The 15,849-nt window shown below is 71.0% G+C and carries 18 protein-coding genes; 11 read left to right on the forward strand and 7 right to left on the reverse strand.

Annotation, left to right across the window (positions count from 1 at the left end; all coding sequences use genetic code 11):
* The 4 genes from VLK66_RS12705 to VLK66_RS12720 form a co-directional block, all read right to left on the reverse strand.
* The coding region (locus tag VLK66_RS12705) for a type IIL restriction-modification enzyme MmeI (protein ID WP_325309797.1) at positions 1-751 on the reverse strand (751 nt) is incomplete at its 3' end.
* Positions 752-822: 71 nt separating this feature from the next.
* Positions 823-1,620, reverse strand: a complete 798-nt coding sequence (locus tag VLK66_RS12710; RefSeq protein WP_325309798.1) for a class I SAM-dependent methyltransferase — start codon at positions 1,618-1,620, stop codon at positions 823-825.
* 78 nt (positions 1,621-1,698) lie between these two features.
* Positions 1,699-2,073 carry a hypothetical protein gene (locus VLK66_RS12715; RefSeq protein WP_325309799.1) on the reverse strand — a complete coding sequence of 125 codons (375 nt, stop codon included), beginning with the start codon at positions 2,071-2,073 and terminating at the stop codon, positions 1,699-1,701.
* 107 nt (positions 2,074-2,180) lie between these two features.
* Positions 2,181-2,783, reverse strand: coding sequence for a nucleotidyltransferase domain-containing protein (locus tag VLK66_RS12720; RefSeq protein ID WP_325309800.1), 603 nt, complete (start codon positions 2,781-2,783; stop codon positions 2,181-2,183).
* 413 nt (positions 2,784-3,196) lie between these two features.
* Between VLK66_RS12720 and VLK66_RS12725 the strand changes: the two genes are divergently transcribed.
* Complete coding sequence (locus VLK66_RS12725) at positions 3,197-3,850, forward strand: hypothetical protein (RefSeq protein WP_325309801.1); 654 nt, start codon at positions 3,197-3,199, stop codon at positions 3,848-3,850.
* 118 nt (positions 3,851-3,968) lie between these two features.
* Here VLK66_RS12725 and VLK66_RS12730 read toward each other — a convergent pair whose 3' ends face one another.
* The 3 genes from VLK66_RS12730 to VLK66_RS12740 all read right to left on the reverse strand — a co-directional run bounded on the left by VLK66_RS12730 (position 3,969) and on the right by VLK66_RS12740 (position 7,370).
* Positions 3,969-4,217 carry a DUF2442 domain-containing protein gene (locus VLK66_RS12730; protein WP_325309802.1) on the reverse strand — a complete coding sequence of 83 codons (249 nt, stop codon included), beginning with the start codon at positions 4,215-4,217 and terminating at the stop codon, positions 3,969-3,971.
* Positions 4,218-4,252: 35 nt separating this feature from the next.
* Positions 4,253-4,510 (reverse strand): DUF4160 domain-containing protein, encoded by a 258-nt coding sequence (locus VLK66_RS12735; RefSeq protein WP_325309803.1) that lies wholly within the window; start codon positions 4,508-4,510, stop codon positions 4,253-4,255.
* 61 nt (positions 4,511-4,571) lie between these two features.
* The gene (locus VLK66_RS12740) at positions 4,572-7,370 is read right to left on the reverse strand and encodes a hypothetical protein (RefSeq protein WP_325309804.1); all 2,799 of its coding nucleotides are present in this window, start codon (positions 7,368-7,370) and stop codon (positions 4,572-4,574) included.
* Between the two features lie 100 nt (positions 7,371-7,470).
* On the opposite strand from VLK66_RS12740, the gene hutI reads away from it, so the two are divergent.
* From hutI to VLK66_RS12790, 10 genes are all read left to right on the forward strand, one after another.
* The gene (hutI, locus tag VLK66_RS12745) at positions 7,471-8,730 is read left to right on the forward strand and encodes an imidazolonepropionase (RefSeq protein WP_325309805.1); all 1,260 of its coding nucleotides are present in this window, start codon (positions 7,471-7,473) and stop codon (positions 8,728-8,730) included.
* A gap of 110 nt (positions 8,731-8,840) precedes the next feature.
* Positions 8,841-9,287 carry an IS200/IS605 family transposase gene (gene tnpA / locus VLK66_RS12750; RefSeq protein WP_325309806.1) on the forward strand — a complete coding sequence of 149 codons (447 nt, stop codon included), beginning with the start codon at positions 8,841-8,843 and terminating at the stop codon, positions 9,285-9,287.
* Between the two features lie 302 nt (positions 9,288-9,589).
* Positions 9,590-10,138 carry a translation initiation factor IF-3 gene (gene infC / locus VLK66_RS12755; RefSeq protein ID WP_325309807.1) on the forward strand — a complete coding sequence of 183 codons (549 nt, stop codon included), beginning with the start codon at positions 9,590-9,592 and terminating at the stop codon, positions 10,136-10,138.
* A 46-nt stretch (positions 10,139-10,184) separates the two neighbouring features.
* Positions 10,185-10,379: a 50S ribosomal protein L35 gene (gene rpmI, locus VLK66_RS12760; RefSeq protein WP_325309808.1), complete on the forward strand. Its 195-nt coding sequence runs from the start codon at positions 10,185-10,187 to the stop codon at positions 10,377-10,379.
* Positions 10,380-10,430: 51 nt separating this feature from the next.
* Positions 10,431-10,787: a 50S ribosomal protein L20 gene (rplT, locus tag VLK66_RS12765; RefSeq protein WP_325309809.1), complete on the forward strand. Its 357-nt coding sequence runs from the start codon at positions 10,431-10,433 to the stop codon at positions 10,785-10,787.
* A gap of 365 nt (positions 10,788-11,152) precedes the next feature.
* Positions 11,153-11,647 carry a hypothetical protein gene (locus VLK66_RS12770; protein WP_325309810.1) on the forward strand — a complete coding sequence of 165 codons (495 nt, stop codon included), beginning with the start codon at positions 11,153-11,155 and terminating at the stop codon, positions 11,645-11,647.
* 16 nt (positions 11,648-11,663) lie between these two features.
* Positions 11,664-12,713 carry a phenylalanine--tRNA ligase subunit alpha gene (gene pheS, locus VLK66_RS12775; protein WP_325309811.1) on the forward strand — a complete coding sequence of 350 codons (1,050 nt, stop codon included), beginning with the start codon at positions 11,664-11,666 and terminating at the stop codon, positions 12,711-12,713.
* 124 nt (positions 12,714-12,837) lie between these two features.
* Positions 12,838-15,204 carry a phenylalanine--tRNA ligase subunit beta gene (gene pheT, locus VLK66_RS12780; protein ID WP_325309812.1) on the forward strand — a complete coding sequence of 789 codons (2,367 nt, stop codon included), beginning with the start codon at positions 12,838-12,840 and terminating at the stop codon, positions 15,202-15,204.
* Positions 15,188-15,502: a hypothetical protein gene (locus tag VLK66_RS12785; RefSeq protein WP_325309813.1), complete on the forward strand. Its 315-nt coding sequence runs from the start codon at positions 15,188-15,190 to the stop codon at positions 15,500-15,502. The genes pheT and VLK66_RS12785 overlap by 17 nt, the downstream gene beginning before the upstream one ends.
* On the forward strand, positions 15,499-15,849 hold a 351-nt coding region (locus VLK66_RS12790; RefSeq protein WP_325309814.1), incomplete at its 3' end, for a cell division protein ZapA. The genes VLK66_RS12785 and VLK66_RS12790, both read left to right, overlap by 4 nt.

Genomic DNA, 15,849 nt, shown 5'->3' on the forward strand with positions numbered 1-15,849 from the left:
GGGTACTCTGAGCCACGACGTTCGCGACGTTCCGCCCGTGTCCACGGAACGTCTCGACGGCGGACTGGAACAGCCGATCCGGAAGCAGCCCCACGTCTTCCGCGAACATCGTGAAGACGCAGCGCATGAGGAACTGCGCCACCCGCTCGCCGCCCATTCCGCGCGCCTCCAGCGACGCGGAGAGCCGCGCCAGCCGCTCGGCCACCTCGCGCGTGACCACGCGGCCGCGCACCGCGGGGTTCAGCGACTCGGGATTCTCCCAGACGGCGCGCAGGAACTCGATGTCGTCATCGCGCTGCCACAGCGTGCGCAAGTCGATGCGGCGCGAGGCGTTGAGCCCGCCAAAATTGCCACCCCATCGATCCCACACCAGCAGCGTCCGCGCGACGTTCATCACCATCAGGTATGGTGGCGGCCCATGCGCCACGTCGCCCGCGTACCCCTTCGCCTGCCCGTACGCCGCGCCCAGCACGCGGTCCGCGCCGGCGCCCGCGTCGGTGTGCTTGGCCTCGAGGATGAAGGTCCCGCGACGGTACAGGTCGATGAAGTTGGTCGTCTCCTTTCCCGTCCGCCGGTCGGTGGTGGTGACGGGATACTCGAACTCGTAGCCGGATCCGCGCGGCTGCGGCCGGGCCACGCCCAGCGCGTCGCAGAGCTCGGTGGCGTACGACTGGAAGTTGGCGCGCTCGGCCGCGGGAACGGCGTCCCACTTTTCGGCGAGCGCGCGGAGTGCGGGGCTTTGTGGATGCACGAGGAAGCGAGATGTGGCAGGCAGGAGTAACCGGCGAACCGCGGTCCGGCCGGGCTACGTGACGATGGAAATCAGTGCGGCGGTGCAGTACCCCGCGCCGCCCACGCACGTGCCGTCAGGGTGATACCGCCGTCGGGCGAGATCGGGAGCCGGCTGCGGATCCGCTCGCGCAGCGCTCCCCGGCGCTCGTCGTCCAGGGAGACGGCGTAGCCGGGCGCCGGGCCCTGTCCGCCCAGGAACGGCTCCCAGTAATCGTCGAAGTCGCGGAAGCGGGTGGGGATGTCGATCGCGCGCACGTCCACGCCGCCCAGCCCCGCGGATGCGAAGAGGGCGCGCAGAGGCTCCGGCCGGCAGATGGGGAAGCGGCGCCCCTCGTCCAGTTGCGCGGCGGCCGGATCCAGCTCCACGGCCGCGTCCCAGAAGGTGCGGATGAGCTGCATCTCCCCGGCGTAATCCCAGACGTACGCGGCCACCACCCCGCCCGGCCGCACCACGCGCCGCATCTCCGCGACCGCGCGCGCCGGCTCCGGCACGAAGTTCAGCACCAGCCCCGACACCGCGGCATCGCAGGCGTGCGGGGGATCGGGGAGATGCGTGGCGTCGGCCTGCGCGAACTCGGCGCGCGGATCGTCCACCCGCTCGCGCGCGGCGGCCACGTGGTCGGGCGAGAGATCGTATCCGCGCACACGCCGGGGCGAGGCCGCATCGAGGATCGCCGCCGCCAGCGCACCCGTGCCGCAGCCGACGTCCACCCACTCGCGCCCGTCCGGCACGCCCAGCCAGCGGACGAACTCCGCGGCGACGGGGCGGCTCCATCGTCCGATGTACCGCTCGTACGCGTCGCCGCTCGCCCAGCTATCGCGTGTCATCGCCATCTCCTCGCAAGCGGCCGGGGAAAGATGGGCCGCGACGATGATTGGTCGGTCGAACTGCGTGCGGAAGATGCGCTACCGGAGCGGCCGCAGGACTTCGGGCGCGGGCAGGCTCGCCGGCGTGCCGCCACCCAGCGCATGGACCTCGATCCCCGCCAGCACGCCCTCGCGCTCGAAGATGAAGATGCCGCTCACCTCATCTCCGTCGCCATGAACGAAATCACCCAGGATGCGCAGCCCGCCGGCGGCGGGGCGGTGAAGCCCGTCGACCGCGAGGGCGATGCTCGCGCACCCGCATCCGCAGCGCGACACCACGCGCGCACGCCCGAGCTGCGGCAGGAACGCGCGCCCGTCCGCCTCGCCGTGCTCCAGCATCCACGTGGCGAGCGCGCGCTCCGCGTAGGTCAGCGGGCGATCTTCGGGGATGGGCCGGAGCGCGGGAATCTTCATCGGCTCGATGCCCGTTCCGCCATGGCCGTTCTACCTCCAGATCCGCATCGGTCCACCACGATTCACGGCGTCGCGCCGGGGTGTGGTTCCCCGAGCAGATCGCACCGTCAGGCATCCCTCGCGAGCGTGGCGGCCCACGGATGCTCCGGTGCGCGCCGGGCGATCGCGGCGCGAAGCCATGCGCGCGCCTCGCCGTCCATCACCTCCTGCGCAACGGCGAAGTCGTGCTCGTCCGTGGCGCGCGGCGCCTTGGACTTGTACAGCAGCACGATCTCGGGCGCGAGCACCGTCACGCCGGACGGCAGCATGCGCAACGCCCGCGCGATCGGCCGACGCACCGCCGGGTCGCGGCGGTAGATCCAGCTCTCCTCGTCCCGCTCGTTCAGCAGGATCTCCAGTCCGCCTGCGGTATCTCCAGATGCCGGCCGGGCGTGGATCTCGTGCGCCGGCAGCTCCAGCCACTCGCCCGCGGACCAGGGCACCCCCGCTCCTTCCCGCATCGCTTCGAACGTCCACCCCGGCAGCGCCGCGCGGAGCGCCGCCTGGTCGCGCCGGAACATGGCGATGTCGACGTCGCCGTGTGCCCGCGTCACCCGGCCCAGCGCCAGGTCGATCGCCCACCCGCCGGCAATCGCCCACGGCGCGCGCAGATCGCGCAGCGCGTGCGCCGCCGCCGCAACCGCGGGCGGAAGCGAGAGATGCGCGCTCATCGCGGTCTCCGCCACGGATGCCTCCGATACGGGAAATCCCCATGCACGGCCACGAGGGAAGATCGCCGGACACGCGCGAGCCGCAATGGGCCTCCATCGGGCGACGGTGCTCGGCGACGACGAGCCGGACGAAAGCAGTCCGGCGCCGCACGGAGGATCGTGGCGGATCTCCGAATCGGACGGCGGGAAACGCTCTGACTGGGAGCCGGATGGTTGCCGCTGGATGTTCGGATGATCTTCTCGGATCGCCTGCTTCTTTCCCTTTTCTGAGGCTTGCGCACGTGGACGGTAAACATCTTGACGTAAAAATAAAGTCGGTTTATGGTAGCAGCGGAGACTAACAGTGCCGAAGGGGCGCTCGCGTGTCGCTCCTTCAGGGGTCTCCGCTCCCACCATCCCTGGAGGAGGACGCCATGAAGGGAATGCCGGCAGCCATCACCCGCACCTTTGTCGCCGCCGTGCTGGCGGCGGGCCTGGGCGCCTGCTCGGACGTCACCAGCAGCGACGTGGGCCGCGGTCCATCGGCGCCGCGCCGGCTCGCGACGGGCGGCAGCGAGCTCCTCACCAGCAGCCAGACCCTGACGCCCGTCGGGAGCACGGGCGTGAACGCGGTGACCTACAGCGTGACCATGCCGGCGTCGGGCCCCATCTACCTGACGTTCAACGGCCGCATCGACTGGCCGAACACCGCGGGCAACAGCAACGTGCTGAAGATCGTGGTGAACGACATCGTGGTCAGCGGCACGTACAAGTCGTCGCCGGCGTCGTACTCCTACTCCTGGGGCAGCGAGCCATACTGGGCCTTCCGCGGCGCCTCTTATGGACAGCCGGAGTACCTGTGGGGACTGTTCTGGAGCCCCAACTTCAGCCAGAACACCGTCTCGTCCGACGGCTACTACGTGACGAGCCCGTCGAACCCGTACTACTACGAGTTCAACATCACCGGGCTGGTGCGGTACTCGCAGGCCAACAACATCACCATCCGCAACCTGGGCGGCTGGGTGAAGACGCTCACCGGGAACCAGCCCAACGCCGTCCTGCAGAACATCACCGTACGCAACTACTAGCCGGCGGCACGGCTCCGGCACGCCGAAAACGCGAACGGGCGGGGGATGAATCCCTCGCCCGTTCGCCGCATTACCGTCTCACTCCTCTCACCCTTGCCCCCTGTGCCTTGCAGGCGATCTACGCTGCATGGACTGCCCGCACCTGCTGATGCAGGAACTCGGGGGCGAAGTCGGCGCCGTTCGGCCATACGATCGTCTTCAGCTCCGGATGGACGGTTACGCTGGCGAACAGGGCCACGTCCCGGAGTGGCTCAAATACCGGCCCTTCCAGCTCCGGGCCGAGATCCACCTCGCCCTCCCGGCCATCGTTGAAGCGAAGCCACAGAACGTGTTCGCGCACGTGATGTACGGCAGTCACGTTTACCATGTGCCTCCAGCGGTGCAGTGGTCGCTTGGCATGAGCTACTCCAACGGCGGGATGGGCTCCAGCGGCTGCCGTGCCCGGGCGCGCTCCCAGTTCGCGAGAAGCTCGTCACGGTGCAGGCTCAGCCACTCCAGCACATGGCCGAGCGCGCGTCGTGGAAAACGGCCCTCGACTACACCGTCGACAATCCCGACGGTGACCTCGTACCCGCCGTAGGTGGCGTGGAAGTGAGGCGGCTCGTGATCGCGGTAGAAGATGGCGATTACGATTCCGAGAAAGCGGCTGATTTCTGGCATGGTGCCAAATTAAACGCGGATCGCCAACTGCGGAATGGCGGTTCAGCGTGATCGCCGCGCCTCAGCTCCGCGCCTTCCGCCGCCCGCCCCCCTTCCGCCCCTTTGCGCCACCTCCCGGCCCGCCGCCGCCCGGCTTGGGGCCGCGTCCGCGCCCGCCGCCGCGGCGCGGACCGTGGCTGCCGTCGCGCCCGCCCTCGGCGTCCGCGCTGGCGTGGGCGTGCTTGCGGCCGCGGGGGCCGCCGTGCTTGTGGCGCTGGCCGGCGCGGCGGGGGCGGTCGCCGTCCTGGGCGAAATCGCCGCCGCCCGAATCGTTCTCGTCCCACCCCTTCGGCTTGCGGCGCGCGCGGTGGCCGCGCCCGCCCTCGGTCAGCTCGATCTTCGCGTCGTCCAGCGTCTTCGCGCGGATGGGGTCCTTCTTCCCGCGGATCACCAGCCACTGCAGCGGCCGCCCCTCGATCTCCGCCGGCACCTCGTCCTCGTCCAGCCGGTAGAGAAGCTTGGCCGGGATGCGCGCGCGCACCACGCCGGCGCCGTCCTCCACCGCGTAGTCCAGCGGGTACATCTCGCCGCGCAGCTCGATCTCGCCCGGCAGCGCCATCCACTTCTGCCGCTCGTCGCGCGGCACGATGGCGTCGGCGTCCATGCGCAGCGGCGTGTCCATGAACTCCTGGAACGTGCGCGCGTTCGCCAGCCGCGCGGCCACCGCGTCCGCCAGCGCTTCGTCGCTCGCCGCGGCCACCGTGCCGCCGGAGCGGCGCCACACCTCGCGCAGCTCGCGCATCACCGCGCGGTTGGCCAGCTGGTCGGGGTGATACGCCTTCCCCGTCACCACCGCCTCGGCCAGCGCGCGGCGGGCGGCATCCTCCATCCCCTCGGGGAAGCGCTCCACGCCCTCGTCCACCGTCTCCAGCACGAAGCCGTGGTACTCGCGCGCGTGCACGATGCGCAGCGGGTGGCGCTTGTGGCTGGGGTCGTACACGAACTCGGCCTCGCCCGGCGTCGCGAACTCCCAGAGCAGGTCCGTCTCCAGCTGCGTTCCGCTGATCGACCCGCGCGCGCGGCCGTTCTTGTCGGAGAAGTACATCAGGTCGCCGGCCACCGGACCCCAGTTGCCGCAGACGCTGGTCTTGCTGACGCGCACCTCCTCGCCCCAGCTGGTCTCCTCGTCGATCACCAGCGAGAACGGCATCACCCGCGCGACCAGGCGCTTCCAGTCGCGCTCGATGGCGCGGTTCACCTTCGGCATCTGCCGCGGCAGCTCCATGTCCAGCGAGCGGTAGATCGAGGCGATGGCCAGCGCCGCGTCCTCGATCGACCGCACCAGCACGCCGCGCTCGTCGCACCACCTGGCCAGCTCCTCCTCCACGAACACGTGCCGCGGCAGGCCGTACACGTGCCCGATGGTTCCCAGCTCCTCCAGCGCGTGCTGGTAGATGTTGTACGCGGTGAGGTTGTCGCTCCCGCGGATCACGTACTGCCCGATGTCGTTGTCCGGCTTCAGCATGCGGTGCAGCGACTCGATCGACGCGCATCCCGAGACGACGGGCACCATGTGCTCGTCGGCGTTCACCAGCAGCTCGCCCCACGCGCGGTCCACGGGGAGCACCTCCACGCGCTTCCCGTAGTCCGTCAGCCGGTTGTTGGCGATCAGCCCGCGCTTCGTGAGCGTCTCCACCGAGCGGCGGTAGGCGATGCGGTCGAGGGGGACGGGAAGGTCGAGCTCGTCCGCGCGCACGCCCATCGCCGCGCAGGTCAGCGCCACGCGCTCGGGGTCGCCCGCGAGCTGGAAGTTGGGCTCGGTGGGCCGCAGCGCCTCGAACTCGATGTCGCGCTCGGAGAGGATCCACACCTCGCCGTTCTCCACGCGCCCGTGCACGCGGCCGGCCATCTGCAGGATCTCGTTCGCGCCCAGCGGCAGGCGGGTGAGGACGGAGCGCCCGCGGTTCACGAGGGTGGTGAACTGCGCGTCCTCGATCACCACCGTGTCCAGCCCGCGGATGTTCAGCGCGCTCTGCCCGGCGCTGGTCATGGCCAGCACGAACGGGTGCGGCGCGCCGTCGCCCTCCAGGAACGGGCGCAGCTTGGCCACCGGCTCGCCGCCGTGGTAGTACTCGGTCAGGACGTTGGGATACTTCTCGCTGAGCGCCTTGGCGATCTCCTCCGTCCCCGCGCGCGTCGGGACGAAGACTGCGACGCCGCGCCGGTTCTTGATCACGTGCCGCATGAAGCGCTCGGCCAGAAAGCCCAGCGGGTTCAGCGTGTTGCTGACGCGCACCTCGGCCGCCTTCTCGGGGTCGAACGCGCTCGACTCGATCACCGCGGCGGAGTTCAGGTATTCCGCGTAGAACGTCGGATCGACCGTCGCGGAGAGCCAGACGAAGCGGCAGTTCGCGCGCTTCGCGAGGGCCAGGCAGAGCTCCAGCTCCGCGCTGGTCTGGTGGATCTCGTCGACCACCACGATGTCGCTGGAGTCGATCAGGTCGTCCTGCAGCCACCGCCGGGCGATGCCGGTGGTGATGATGACGACGTTCCAGTTGGGCGTGTCGGGCGTGGCCTCGCGCTCGCGGTTCACCACGCCCACGCGCAGCTCCGGCCCCACGATCTCCTGGGCGATGGGGCGCACCGCCAGCGTCTTGCCGGTGCCGGTGCCGGCCATGATGCCGAAGCCCTTCCCCTCGCGCGCGAGCGTGCGGATTTCCTCGCCGTGCTCGCGCTCCATGATCGTCACCACGTTGGTCAGCTGCACGCCCAGCTCGATGGTCTCGCAGGCGGCGCGGGTGGGGGCGATGACGACGACGCGGCCCTCGGCGGGGCGTCCGGGATAGCGTTCGGACGGGGGGGTGGTCGAGACTTCGACCATGCGGTTCCGGGCCTTGTGGAAGCTTGGGTTTGACGCGGGACTCCGCGTGGACGCACAATACGTCCGCACCCGAAATTCGCAAGAACACGGCCAGATGGGGATGATGCCCGAAACCGCGCCAGCACTCGTATTTGCCAGCACATCCGAGGTCGCCCGCTGCACCGGGCCGGCCGCCGAGAGCGAGTCCGCCGACCCCGCCGCGACCCTCGCGAAGGGCGCCGTCGCGGTCCGCGATGGCGTGATCGTCGACGTCGATCGGGAGGATGCGCTGCTCGCGCGCTTCCCCGATGCCCAGCGCGTGGACTGCGGCGGGCGCGTGCTGACGCCGGGCTTGGTCGACTCGCACACGCACGCCGTCTTCGGCCGCTACCGGACCGACGAGTACGCGCTGCGCAGCCGCGGCGTGCCGTACATGGAGATCGCGCGGCGCGGCGGCGGCATCAACGCCTCCGTCCGCGACCTGCGGGGGAGATCGGAAGACGAGCTGGTGGAGATGGCGCTCCCCCGCCTCCACGAGATGCTGGCGTGCGGCACCACCACGGCCGAGGTGAAGAGCGGCTATGGCCTGTCGACGGCGGACGAGCTGAAGACGCTCCGCGCGATCCGGCGGCTGAACGAGCTGCAGCCCATCGACCTCGTCCCCACCTTCCTCGGCGCGCACGAGTTCCCGCCGGAGTACCGGGGGAGCGATGCGGAGCGGGAGAAGTACGTCGACCTGCTCGTCATGGAGATGATTCCCGCCGTCGCGGAGGCCGGGCTCGCGCGCTTCTGCGACGTGTTCATGGAGCCCGGCGTCTTCACCCGCGATCAGACGGAGCGCATCCTCCGCGCGGGGCTGGAGCACGGGCTCCGCCCCAAGCTGCACGCCGACGAGCTGGAGGGCAGCGGCGGCGCCGAGCTCGCCGCGGAGCTGGGCGCCGCCTCCGCCGACCACCTCGGCGCCATCTCCGACGCAGGGATCGCCGCCCTCGCGTCCTCGTCCACCGTGGCGACGCTTCTTCCCGGCACCCTCTTCTTCCTCGGCCGCCCGAAGTGGGCGCCCGGCCGTGCTCTGCTGGATGCAGGTGCGACAGTGGCGCTCGCGACGGACTTCAACCCCGGCTCGTGCCCCTCGCCGAACCTGCAGTTCACCATGACCGCCGCCTGCTCGCGCATGGGCATGAGCCCCGCCGAGTCCCTCCGCGCCGCCACCGCCGCCGGCGCCGCCGCGCTGGAGCTGGCAGGAGGTCAGGGCACGATCACCCCCGGCGCCCCGGCGGACCTGGTGCTGTGGAACGCGGCGTCGATCGGCGAGATCCCGTATCGGCTTGCCGCGCCGCTCGTTGCGGGGGTGTGGAAGGCAGGCGCGCGGGTGGTGTGATCCCGGGATCGGTTCCGGAGGGCGGTTGAAACCGCGGCAACAACGGCCCGAAGTCCGCCTTCGCGGACTCGCCTGGAGAGATCTGCTCGCAACCTTCACCGGGATGCCGGATGCGTGCACCTTACACTCAGCTCTATCTCCACCTCGTTTGGGCGACGTGGGATCGGCACCCGTTCCTCGTGCGCGGGATCCGGGAGCGGGTCTACGAGTGCATCCAGGCCGAATGCGTGGCCCCGCGCGCGGATGTCGTCGCGATGGGTGGAATGGAGGACCACGTGCACCTGCTCGTTCGCGTCTCGCCGGCCATCGCCCCGGCCGACCTGGTGAAGCGGGTGAAAGGCGCATCGTCGCACATGGTCAACCATGAGATCCGGCCGCCGTTCTACTTCAAGTGGCAGGGCGCCTACGGCGCCTTCAGCGTCTCGAAGCGGCATGTCCCCCTGATCCGCGAGTACGTGCTGCGCCAGGAGGAGCACCATCGCGACCGGACTTTGTACCCCCTCCTCGAGCCTCCCGCTGCGCCGGCAGCCGAACCGAAGCTCAACGGAGCGCGGTGATGCCGCCGAGCGAGTCCGCGAAGGCGGACTTCGGGCCGTTGTTGCCGCGAATTCCATTCGCCCTTTCCCGGCACTCCAGAGCTCGCCCCTCCCGCGGTTGACCAACTCGCGACAATCCGTTATCTTCCCGCGAGATTTCTGGAAAAGTGGAGGCCGGCGGGCCTCCCACCTGTCGGTTCCGCCCACTCGCGGGCGAGATGCTGCCGGGTCCGCACTGCGGAAGCGCGCCCGCTCTCTCCCTCGCCGGGAGAGAGACCCGGGTGCGTTTGCGGTGAAACGGACCTGAACCTTCAGGTCCGTTTTTGTTTCCCCTCCTCGAACGGAGTCGCGCCATCAACGAGAAGCTGCGGGTCAACCGCCAAATCCGCATCAGCCCGGTCCGGGTGATCAGCCCGGACGGCGAGCAGGTCGGGATCATCCCGATCGAGCGGGCGATGGAGATCGCGGAGGAACAGGGCCTGGACCTGGTGGAGGTCGCGCCGCTGGCCCGCCCCCCGGTCTGCCGCATCATGGACTACGGGAAGTTCAAGTACGAGGAGCAGCGGCAGGCGCGCGAGGCGCGCAAGCGGCAGCACCACGTGCAGATCAAGGAAGTCAAGATGCGCCCGGGGATCGAGGATCACGACTTCGACTTCAAGACCCGGCACGCCCGCCGCTTCCTGGAAGAGGGGAACAAGGTCAAGCTGACCATGATGTTCCGCGGGCGGCAGATGGCGCATCCCGAGTTCGGGCGCCAGGTGCTGGACCGCGTTTCCACCATGCTGCAGGACGTCAGCAAGGTGGAGCAGTTTCCGCAGATGGAGGGCCGGAGCATGGTGATGGTGCTCGCCCCCACGGCAAAGCCAACCTGAGGACCGCCCAGAGCGCGGCCGCTCAGCCGGAAAGGAAAGAAGTACCATGCCCAAGATGAAGACGCACCGCGGCGCCGCCAAGCGCTTCAAGAGCACGGCCAGCGGCCGCGTGAAGCGCGGCCACGCGTTCCACAGCCACATCCTGACCAAGAAGTCGCAGAAGCGGAAGCGCAACCTGCGCGGCACCACCATGCTGGCCAAGGCCGACGAGAAGCGCGTGAAGCGCCTGATCCAGGGCTGAACGGCACTTTTCGCATTCTTCTTCGACCTTCTGACAGCTGAGGGATAGACCATGCCCCGCGTGAAGAACAACGTGGCCCGGCTCCGCCGCAAGCGGCAGATCCTGGCCGACGCCAAGGGATATTTCGGCCGGCGCAAGAACCTGTACAAGACGGCCAAGGAGGCCGTCGAGCGCGCCCGCCGCTATGCGTACCGCGACCGCAAGAACCGCAAGCGCGAGTTCCGCCGCCTGTGGATCATCCGCATCAACGCCGCGGCGCGCATGCACGACCTGTCGTACTCGCGCTTCATGGACGGCCTGAAGAAGGCCGGCATCGAGATCGACCGCAAGGTGCTGGCGGACCTGGCCGTGCGCGAGCCGCAGGCCTTCGAGCAGCTCGCCACCGCCGCGCGGTCCTCGCTGGGCTGAGCTCCGTCTCGCCAAGCACGAGCCACGCAAGCGGCGCCGGGGTCACACCGACCCACGGCGCCGCTTCGCGCATCCGGGGGTAGCCAGACAGGGCACCACGGAACAGATTGTGGTTGAAGTGCGGAAGTGCGGAAGTGCGGAAGTGCGGAAGTGCGGAAGTGCGGAAGTGCGGAAGTGCGGAAGTGCGGAAGTGCGGAAGTGCGGAGGATCGATTCGCCCGCGCTTCGGCAGCGCTGAAGCTTGAATGGCGGGCGGATGGGTGGGGATCGAGTCCGCGAAGGCGGACTTCGGGCCGTTGTTGCCGCGAATTCATTCGCCGGGTGGGGGAGCCGGACGGACACCGAATCGCTGACCGGAGCCGAAGGGTGAAGACGCTTTCAACCGCCCTCCTCCTGCTCGCCCTGGGAAGCGCGCGGGGCGCGGCACAGCGCGTGGCCCCGGAAGATGCCGCTCCGTCGCCGACGCCGGCGGCAAGGTTCGTGGCGCTGGTGCCGCCGCTGGAGGCCGAGGGGCACTGCGTGACGCTGCCGGCCCCGATGGGGCAGCGGGTCACGATCCTGCAGATGGAGGGGGCCAATGGCCTCCGCCGCAACCTCATGCTGCGCTACGGCGCGGACGGAGAGCTCCGCGCCTACACCGACGCCCGCGGGATCGTGCGGACGGACGGGACCGCGCCCCGGACCACCGTCCTGCTGGACTTCCACGGGCGGAGCGGCGCGGCGACGAACGAGCAGGCGCCGCCCGGAAGCGCCGCCACCCGGGGAATGGTGCTCGCCCGGCCCGAGGAGATGCTGGACCTGGCCAGCCTGGGCACGCCGCGGCGGATGATCGAGATGGTGAAGGCGCGGTGCGGCGGCTGAGCGGAAGGACGGACCGATGACGAGCGTGGATGCGAACGTGAGCGTTGTAGACGAGCTGGTCGGGCAGCTGGCGGAGCTCCGCCGCGAGGGCGAGGCCGCCGTGGGCGGCGCGTCTTCCGCGCAGGAGCTGGAGTCGCTGCGCGTGGAGTACCTGGGGCGCAAGGGGCGGCTGACCTCCATCCTCCGCCGCCTGGGCGAGCTGGGGCCCGGGGAGCGTCCCGCCGTGGGCGCCGAGGCCAACCGCGTGAAGGACGCGCTCTCCGCGCTGCTGGACGAGCGCGCGGCGGGCTTCGCCGCGGGCGCGGACGCGGGGCCCAGGGTCGATCTCACCCTCCCCGGCCGGCACCGCTGGAAGGGCGGCGTGCACCCGGTGACGCAGGTGGTGGACGAGATCTGCGAGATCTTCCGCGACCTGGGCTTCACTCGCGTGGGCGGGCCCGAGGTGGAGACGACCGAGTACAACTTCACGAAGCTGAACACGCCGCTGGACCACCCCGCGGCGGACATGCACGACACCTTCTACCTGGCCGACGGCATCGTGCTGCGCACGCACACCAGCCCGGTGCAGGCGCGGGTGATGGAGGCGTTCAAGCCGCCGATCCGCGTGGTCGTTCCCGGCACCGTGTACCGCCGCGACCCGTTCGACGCCAGCCACGCGCCCGGCTTCGAGCAGCTGGAGGGGCTGGCCGTGGACGAGGGGATCACCTTCGCCGACTTCAAGGCCACGATCACCGCGTTCGTGCACCGCTTCTTCGGCGGCGCGGTGCCGGTTCGCTTCCGCCCCAGCTTCTTCCCCTTCACCGAGCCCTCGGCGGAGGTGGACGTGCGCTGCCAGATCTGCGGCGGCAGCGGGTGCCCGGCGTGCAAGCACACGGGGTGGATGGAGATCATGGGGAGCGGGATGGTGCACCCCAACGTCTTCACCGCCTGCGGCTACGACCCGGAGCGCTACACCGGCTACGCCTTCGGCATGGGCCCCGGCCGCATCGCCATGCAGCGCTACGGCGTGACCGACATCCGCATGTGGTACGAGGACGACATGCGGTTCCTGGGACAGTTCACATAAACGAAGTGCCAAGTTCCAAGTGCCAAGTGCCTGGTGGGTTCGATCGCACCAGGCGCTTGCGCACAGACCGGGCACTCTCACGTAGTTACTTGGCACTAGGCACTCCGCACTAGGCACTGATTCCGTGGACGTATCCTACCGCTGGCTGAAGGCGCTCGCGCCGGGAATCGTGGGGACGCCGCGCGAGGTGGCGGACCGGCTGGCCATGCTCGGCGCGCCGGTCGACGAGATCGTGGACCTGGGCGGCGAGATCGGCGACGTGGTGATCGCGCGCGTCACCGATCTCCGCCAGCACCCCAACGCCGACCGCCTCCGCATCGCCACCGTGGACGCCGGCAACGGCGAGGCGCTGCAGGTGGTCTGCGGCGCGCCCAACGTGGAGGCGGGCGGGCTGTATCCGTTCGCTCCCATCGGCGCGACGCTGCCGGGGGGGATGGAGATCAGGAAGGCGAAGCTGCGCGGCGAAGAGTCGCAGGGGATGCTCTGCTCCGCGCGCGAGCTGGGGCTGGGGCGCGACCACAGCGGGCTGATGACGCTGGGCGCCGATCATCGCCCCGGCGAGCGCTTCCGCGAGGCGCTGGGGCTGGACGACTGGCGGCTGGTGATCGACGTCACCCCCAACCGCGGCGAGCTGCTCTCCCACGTAGGCGTGGCGCGCGAGCTGGCGCCCGAGGGGGTGGACGGCATCGCCCTGCCGAAGTTCCCCAACGCGCCGAAGGTGAAGCTCCCCTGCGCCTCCGCGCGCCGCGAGGGCGAGTGCGGCGCCATCCACGTGGAGATCGACGACCCGGAAGGGTGCCCGCGCTACATGGGCGCCATCGTCCAGGGCGTGAAGGTCGGCCCGTCTCCCGAGTGGCTGGCCACGCGGCTGCGGGCGGTGGGGCAGCGGCCCATCAACAACGTGGTGGACGCCACCAACTACGTGCTGCAGGAGCTGGGGCAGCCGCTGCACGCCTTCGACCTGGCGAAGCTCGCGGGCGAGGAGGTCCGCATCCGCCGCGCCGCGCCCGGCGAGACGCTGCGCACGCTGGACGGAATCGACCGCGCGCTGGAGGCGGCGGATCTCGTCATCGCCGACGCGCAGCGCGCCGTCGCCCTCGCGGGGATCATGGGCGGCGAGAACAGCGAGGTGGGGGATGCGACGACCTCCATCTTCCTGGAGTGCGCGCTCTTCGAACAGAAGACGGTGCGGAAGACGGCGCGCCGCCTGGGGCTCTCCACCGATGCCAGCTACCGCTTCGAGCGCGGCGTCGATCCCGAGGGCCAGCCCGAGGCGCTGGTGCGGGTGATCGAGCTGATCCTGGCGGTCGCGGGCGGGCGCGTGGTCGCCGCCATCGACGTCGATCCGCGCCCGTTCGAGCGCCCGGTGATCGCCGTGCGCCCCGAGCGGGTGGGGCGCGTGCTGGGCGTGCACATCGACGCGGCCGAGATCGACCGGCTGCTGGACCCGCTCGGCTTCGAGGTGAAGAAGTCGCAGCCCGTGCGCGTCACCGTTCCCGGCTACCGCTACGACGTGCGCACCGAGATCGACGTGATCGAGGAGATCGCGCGGCGCCGCGGCTACGGCTCGTTCGCCGACGCGCTGCTCCCGTTCCGCCCCTCCGCCGTCCCCGAGGACCCGTCGGTGGCCGTCGTCCGGCGGCTGCGCGGCCTGTTCGTACGCTGGGGATTCCTCGAGGCGCTGACGCTGCCGTTCACCGCCGAGACGCCGGGATCCGCGCGGGTGCTGAATCCCCTGTCGCAGGAGGATGCGTTCCTGCGCACGGCGCTCGCGGGCTCGCTGCTGCGGCGCGTGGAGCACAACTTCGCCCACGGCGTGCGCGACGTGCGGCTCTTCGAGATCGCCACCGTCTTCCGCGCGCCGGAGCACGGCGGGGCGCCGGGCGAGGAGCGGAGGATCGCCGCGGCGTTCAGCGGCGCGCGCGCGCCCACGCACTGGAGCGGGCAGGCGGGGACCTTCGACGTCTACGACCTGAAGGCGCTGTTCGAGGACCTCGCGGCCGAGTACCCCGGCGCGCGCGTGGAGACGGGCGAGGCCGGCGGCGTCCCCGGCTTCCAGCTGGTGACCGACGCGGGGACGGTCGGCTGGGCGTGGCAGGCGCCGGAAGGCGCGGTGGACGCGCCCGCGTGGGCCGCGCCGGTGCTGGTGCTGGAGGCCGCGCTCCCCGCGGCCGCGGGCGGGCGCGGGGCCCGCTACGTCCCCCTGCCCACGCACCCGGGGAGCGAGCGCGACCTGGCGCTGCTGGTGCCGTTCGCCGTCACCGCGGCGGAGCTGGAGGCGACCATCCGCGGCGCGGCCGGGGCGCTGCTGGAGGGGGTGGCGCCGTTCGACCTGTACGAGGGGAAGGGGCTGCCGGAGGGAACGCGCAGCCTCGCGTGGCGCCTGCGCTACCGCGCGCCGGACCGCACGCTGACCGACAAGGAGGTCGATGCTTCCGTGGAGCGCGTGCTGAAGGCGCTGGAGGAGCGGCACGGTGTACGCCGCCGGTGACGACGAGGGCGCCGACCCCGCGGCCGGGTGGGAGCGCCTGGAGCGCGCCGCCCGGGCCGCCGCCGCCGCGCTGGAGGGGTGGCGCCGCCGCGCGCGCGAGGCCGAGGCCGAGGTCTCGCGCCTGCGCCGTGAGCTGGAGGAGCTGACGACGCTGGGGCCGCTGCCGTCCGCCGAGGCGGGCGACGAGCTGCGGCGGCTGCGGGCGGAGAACGCCGTGCTGGTGTCGCGCACGGCCGAGGCGCGCAAGCGGATCACCGGTCTGCTGGCGCGCCTCGCCGTGCTGGAGCAGCGCAGATGAGCCGCCCCCCGCGCCGACCGCCCCCGCCGCGCCACACCGTGGCGGTGGAGATCGCGGGCGAGAAGCACGTCCTGCGCAGCGACGTGCCGCCCGAGTACACGCGCGCCGTGGCCGCTCACGTCGACGCCACCATCCGCGCGCTCCCCGGCTTCCAGACGCTGGAGCCCTTCCGCGCCGCCACCCTGGCCGCGCTCTCCATCACCGACGAGCTCTTCCGCGCCCGCGAGGAGATCAAGCGCCTCCGCGAGGAAGCCGCCGAGCGCGCCCTGGCCATCGCCGAGTCGCTGGAGGAGGCCGAGGCCGCGTCGTCCGAGCGGAAGCCCGCCCGCCGCCCCGGCGCCGCGCCG

This window comes from Longimicrobium sp., from assembly GCF_035474595.1.
Taxonomy (GTDB): Bacteria; Gemmatimonadota; Gemmatimonadetes; order Longimicrobiales; family Longimicrobiaceae; genus Longimicrobium.

Coding starts and splice junctions, on each gene's coding strand:
- VLK66_RS12725 (WP_325309801.1), top strand. CDS start 3,197: ATGAAGGGAATGCCGGCAGCCATCACCCGCACCTTTGTCGCCGCCGTG.
- VLK66_RS12740 (WP_325309804.1), bottom strand. CDS start 7,370: ATGGTCGAAGTCTCGACCACCCCCCCGTCCGAACGCTATCCCGGACGC.
- rplT (WP_325309809.1), top strand. CDS start 10,431: ATGCCCCGCGTGAAGAACAACGTGGCCCGGCTCCGCCGCAAGCGGCAG.
- hutI (WP_325309805.1), top strand. CDS start 7,471: ATGATGCCCGAAACCGCGCCAGCACTCGTATTTGCCAGCACATCCGAG.
- pheS (WP_325309811.1), top strand. CDS start 11,664: ATGACGAGCGTGGATGCGAACGTGAGCGTTGTAGACGAGCTGGTCGGG.
- VLK66_RS12720 (WP_325309800.1), bottom strand. CDS start 2,783: ATGAGCGCGCATCTCTCGCTTCCGCCCGCGGTTGCGGCGGCGGCGCAC.
- VLK66_RS12710 (WP_325309798.1), bottom strand. CDS start 1,620: ATGACACGCGATAGCTGGGCGAGCGGCGACGCGTACGAGCGGTACATC.
- VLK66_RS12730 (WP_325309802.1), bottom strand. CDS start 4,217: ATGGTAAACGTGACTGCCGTACATCACGTGCGCGAACACGTTCTGTGG.
- rpmI (WP_325309808.1), top strand. CDS start 10,185: ATGCCCAAGATGAAGACGCACCGCGGCGCCGCCAAGCGCTTCAAGAGC.
- VLK66_RS12735 (WP_325309803.1), bottom strand. CDS start 4,510: ATGCCAGAAATCAGCCGCTTTCTCGGAATCGTAATCGCCATCTTCTAC.
- VLK66_RS12715 (WP_325309799.1), bottom strand. CDS start 2,073: ATGAAGATTCCCGCGCTCCGGCCCATCCCCGAAGATCGCCCGCTGACC.
- tnpA (WP_325309806.1), top strand. CDS start 8,841: ATGCGTGCACCTTACACTCAGCTCTATCTCCACCTCGTTTGGGCGACG.